This window comes from Streptomyces sp. NPDC051104 (assembly GCF_040682835.1).
GTDB lineage: Bacteria > Actinomycetota > Actinomycetes > Streptomycetales > Streptomycetaceae > Streptomyces > Streptomyces cynarae.
In genome coordinates this window covers 1-3,974 of sequence record NZ_JBFBBS010000103.1, presented here as the reverse complement: position 1 = coordinate 3,974, position 3,974 = coordinate 1, and the positions used below count along the sequence as shown (strand labels likewise).

The window sequence follows — 3,974 nt, the reverse complement described above, 5'->3', positions numbered from 1 at the left end:
CAAGCAGCCCGGCTACAACAAGCGACTGCGCAAGAGTGCCGGACTGCTTCGGCGCGTCACCCGACTGCTGGCCACCGACACCTCCGCGTGGAGCGACGACGTGTGGATCGTGGACTCCACACCCGTGGAATGTGGCCGCTCCCGCGAGACCGTCAAACGCTCCGAGCTGGCCGGATGGGCCGAGTACGGGTACTGCGCCAGTCACAGCCGCTTCTTCTGGGGCCTGCGGCTGCACCTGGTGTGCACCCTCCAGGGCCTGCCTGTCGCCTTCGCCCTGACCGGGGCCAAGGCCGACGAGCGCGAGACCCTGCTGGACCTCCTCGCTGCCGAACCCGGCCTCGTTGCTGACCGGCCCGCCCAAACGCTGATCGGCGACAAGAACTACTTCGGCAGGGGCTTCGAACACGAGCTGGCAGAGCAGGACATCCGACTGCTACGGCCGGCCCGCAAGGGCGAGCCGGAGCGGCCCGGAGCGCCACTGTTCAAGCCGTTACGGCAGGTCATCGAGTCGGTCAACGAGACCTTCAAGGGCCAACTCGATCTCGAACAGCACCGAGGGCGCACGCCCGGCGGTGTCGTCGCCCGCGTCATGCAGCGCATCCTCGCGCTGACCGCCGCGATCTGGCACAACGACCACACCGGACAGCCCGTCCTGCGCTCACTGACCGCCTTCGATCACTGACCCCTTGGAATCGATCATCTAGTAGGGATCGATGGCCCGCTGGTCGGGGATGTCACGCTGCGGCTCGTCCGCCGTCCCGGAACTGGGGCTGGTGTCCAGCTCAGCTTTCCCCATCTGCTGGCCGCGGAACCATGTCATGTAGGCGGGGCGGAAGGAGCGGACGGTGGCTCCGACGAGGTAGGTGGTGAGGCTGGCGCCGCCCTGCGGGGTCCACGATGAGCATGTCGCGTCTCGATTTGGTGTTCGAGACCCACACGCCAAGGGCTCCTGGCCGTCAACGCCTGGGGCCGGGACGACGTCCCGGCCCCAGGCGTTGACGACTACTGCTGCTAGTCGCGGTGGGTCAGTGCTGGCCGTGGCCGCCGTCACTACGACGGCGTTGGAGCGTGAACTTCTCGAAGACCGACAGCTCACCTGTGGGCGTGATGATGTTGTAGTAGGTGACGTGGATGCGGGTCATGTCACCGGGGTGACGGCCCGGGTCGACGGTGAACTCGGCAAAGCCGTACGGATGCTCCGCGTCGCGGACACCGATCCAGACCGCCGTCTCCTTCTCCTTGACCGAGTTGAATTTGCCGACGTGCTCCATCTGGACGTATGCCGAGTGATGCCCGTGACCGTCGGCGTCGTCGGTGGTGAAGCTGTTGTTGGTGATGCCGGACACGCCGCCACCGCCGAGGACCATGTGCGTCGTGCCGTGCGCACTGTCGATCACGTCGAGTGCGGTCTGACTCGGGTTGGGTGTGAGGGTGACGCTGCCGGGGACGACGCCACGCACCGCCAACGAGCGCTCGTAGTCGTGCTCGTGGCCACAGACCACCAGGTCGACGCCGTACTTGTCGAACAGCGGGCCGTACGCCGCGCGCAGCGCGACATCGGGGCCGTTCGCGGCGGTCGCCGAGCTGATCATCACCTGGTGCATGCAGACCACGATCCAGTCGATGGCCTTCGAAGCCCGTGCCGACTTGAGCTCCTGCTCCAGCCAGGCAAGCTGCCGACCGCCGGAGTAGCCGTTGATGTAGATGTCGCCGCCCTCCTGCAGGGCGATGTCGTCGTTCTGCAGGGAGATCACCTTCACCGAGCCGACCGTGAAGGAGTACCAGAGGTTGTCGAGCTCGGGCTGGGTCTCGGTCGAGGGCAGCTCGAAGTAGGTCTGGTACGCGTCGAGACCGAGCTTGCCGTTGCCCAGCTCGATCTCATGGTTGCCCGCGCACGGCATCCACGGACGGAATCGCGCTGAGCGGCTGTTGTTGGTGAGGAAGTCGTGCCAGACGCGAATGCGGTCGGGCCCGGTGTTGGCGTAGCAGAGGTCACCGTTGAGGAGGTGGAACAGCGGGCCGACCTTCTCAACGCCGGTGACGATGTCGGCAGCGGCGGGCGTGGCGTTGGGCTGGAAGTCCCGGCCCGAGGCGTCGGCCGGGTTCGCTCCGGTCTTCCACGTCACACTGGGCGCACCCTGGTCGCCGAAGCTAGTGAAGGTGAACGGAGCTCGGCCGGACGGCGCCGTGTGGAAGGTGCCGGCGTCGGGGGTGGCGCCGTCGTGCTGGGCCGCGTACAGGTAGTCGGTGTCGGCCTTGAGCTTGCTGATCAGCGCGTGATGGACCCAGACGGTCCGCCCGGAGGTGCCGTCCACGTAGGTCTTCGTCGTCGCGTGCACTTTTGAGCCGAAGCCGCCACTCAGCGTGCCGTAAACGACCCGGGGGTTCTTAACGGCCGCGTCAGTGACCCACGAGACGACCATCTGGCTGCGTGGGTCGGCGCCGAAGGTCAGGTGCAGGCCCTGGACGGGGGTGGTGGCCGAGCCGGTGGTGAGACCGGTGACCTCCGACTTCGCCGGGACCGCCTCGGCGGTTCCGGCGCCGAGGACCAGTGGCCCGGCGGCGGCGCCGGATACTGTCGCGCCGAACAGGCCGAGCGCGTTGCGACGAGAGATTCTGGTTTGCTTGGGTTCTTCGGACATTCCAGGGGCCTTTCGCGTCGTCGGGTGCAGTCGCACACCGACCGGGCAGCAGCGCTCCGAACCTGACAGCGGGCTGCGGCAGGTCAGCGGTGCGCGCACTCACGGACGCTAGGAAGCACGGTCGACCGGAGCGGTGAGACAGGTATGAACGCCAGATGGCGGTCACCGCAACGGACGGCAATTCCCAGCGGCCTGGCCCTGTCTTGGCTAATACCTTGGAACGGTTGGGGTGTTCGGGCGCGCTCCCGTCAATCGTGATGAAGTCGACGCCGCGAGGCCCGCGCGCCATCTCGTCGGCACAGGGTCTCCGCGACGGTTCGATGTCCCGGTGCGGGACGTCACGTCGGATGGCCGCGTAAAGCTCAACCCGCGATCGCTGCGGCGGCATCGGTACGAAAGATCATGCGAGGCCGGGCGCGAGTGCCAGCAACTGTTGCGCAACCACGACCTGCAGTCCCTCTCAGGCGCAGCTGGCTGCGCAAGCGAGGCATCCCGCACCGCATCGCCCGCAAGGCTCGAGTCCTCCACCCGGCTCGGCCGGCACCGCTGGACGATCGAGCGCACGATGTCCCGGCTGGGCGACTGCCGCCGTCTGCACCGCCGCTGCGAACGCAAGGCCGAGCACTTCCTAGATGATCAATTCCAAGGGGTCAGTGGTCGTACGCGGTGAGCGAGCGGAGGGTGGCTTGTCCCGCCTGGTCGTTGTGCCAGATGACGGCGGTCAGCGCGAGTATTCGCTGCATGACGCGGGCGATGACACCGCGGGGTGTTCGTCCTCGGTGCTGTTCGAGGTCGAGCTGTCCCTTGAAGGTTTCGTTGATCGACTCGATGACCTGCCGCAACGGCTTGAACAGGGATCCGCCGGGCCGCTGCCGTTCGCCCTTGCGAGTCGGCCGGAGCAACTGGATTCCGTACTCGACCAGTTCGCGTTCGAAGTCGCGGCCGAAGTAGTTCTTGTCGCCGATCAGTGTCTGGCCGGGCCGGGCGGCGAGGAGGTGCGGCTCGGCGGCGAACAGGTCCAGCAGAGTCTCGCGCTCGTCGGCCTTGGCCCCGGTCAGAGCGAAGGCGACGGGCAGGCCCTGGAGGGTGCACACCAGGTGCAGGCGCAGGCCCCAGAAGAAGCGGCTGTGGCTGGCGCAGTACCCGTACTGGGCCCATCCGGCCAGGTCGGAGCGTTTCACGGTCTCCCGCGAGCGGCCGCATTCCACGGGTGTGGAGTCCACGATCCACACGTCGTCGCTCCACGCCGAGGTGCTGGTGGCAAGGATCCGGGTGACTCGGCGGAGCAGCTCGGCGGACTTGCGTAGCCGCTTGTTGTAGCCGGGTTGCTGC

At 67.3% G+C, this 3,974-nt stretch carries 4 protein-coding genes; 2 read left to right on the top strand and 2 right to left on the bottom strand.

What is annotated here, in order from left to right; translation table 11 throughout:
• On the top strand, positions 1-682 hold a 682-nt coding region (locus AB0N14_RS39625), incomplete at its 5' end, for an IS982 family transposase (protein ID WP_366030540.1).
• Positions 683-1,025: 343 nt separating this feature from the next.
• On the opposite strand, the gene AB0N14_RS39620 is transcribed toward AB0N14_RS39625, so the two are convergent.
• Entirely contained in the window at positions 1,026-2,642 is a 1,617-nt protein-coding gene (locus AB0N14_RS39620) for a metallophosphoesterase family protein (protein WP_366030539.1), read from the bottom strand.
• A gap of 229 nt (positions 2,643-2,871) precedes the next feature.
• Between AB0N14_RS39620 and AB0N14_RS39615 the strand changes: the two genes are divergently transcribed.
• Positions 2,872-3,312, top strand: a complete 441-nt coding sequence (locus AB0N14_RS39615) for a transposase (protein WP_366030538.1) — start codon at positions 2,872-2,874, stop codon at positions 3,310-3,312.
• Here AB0N14_RS39615 and AB0N14_RS39610 read toward each other — a convergent pair.
• A partial coding sequence (locus AB0N14_RS39610) for an IS982 family transposase (protein ID WP_366030537.1) occupies positions 3,293-3,974 on the bottom strand: 682 nt, incomplete at its 5' end. The two genes, AB0N14_RS39615 and AB0N14_RS39610, sit on opposite strands and share 20 nt — an antisense overlap.

Bases quoted from the DNA above. Each gene is read 5' to 3' on its own strand.
- AB0N14_RS39620 (WP_366030539.1), bottom strand. From the start codon at position 2,642: ATGTCCGAAGAACCCAAGCAAACCAGAATCTCTCGTCGCAACGCGCTC.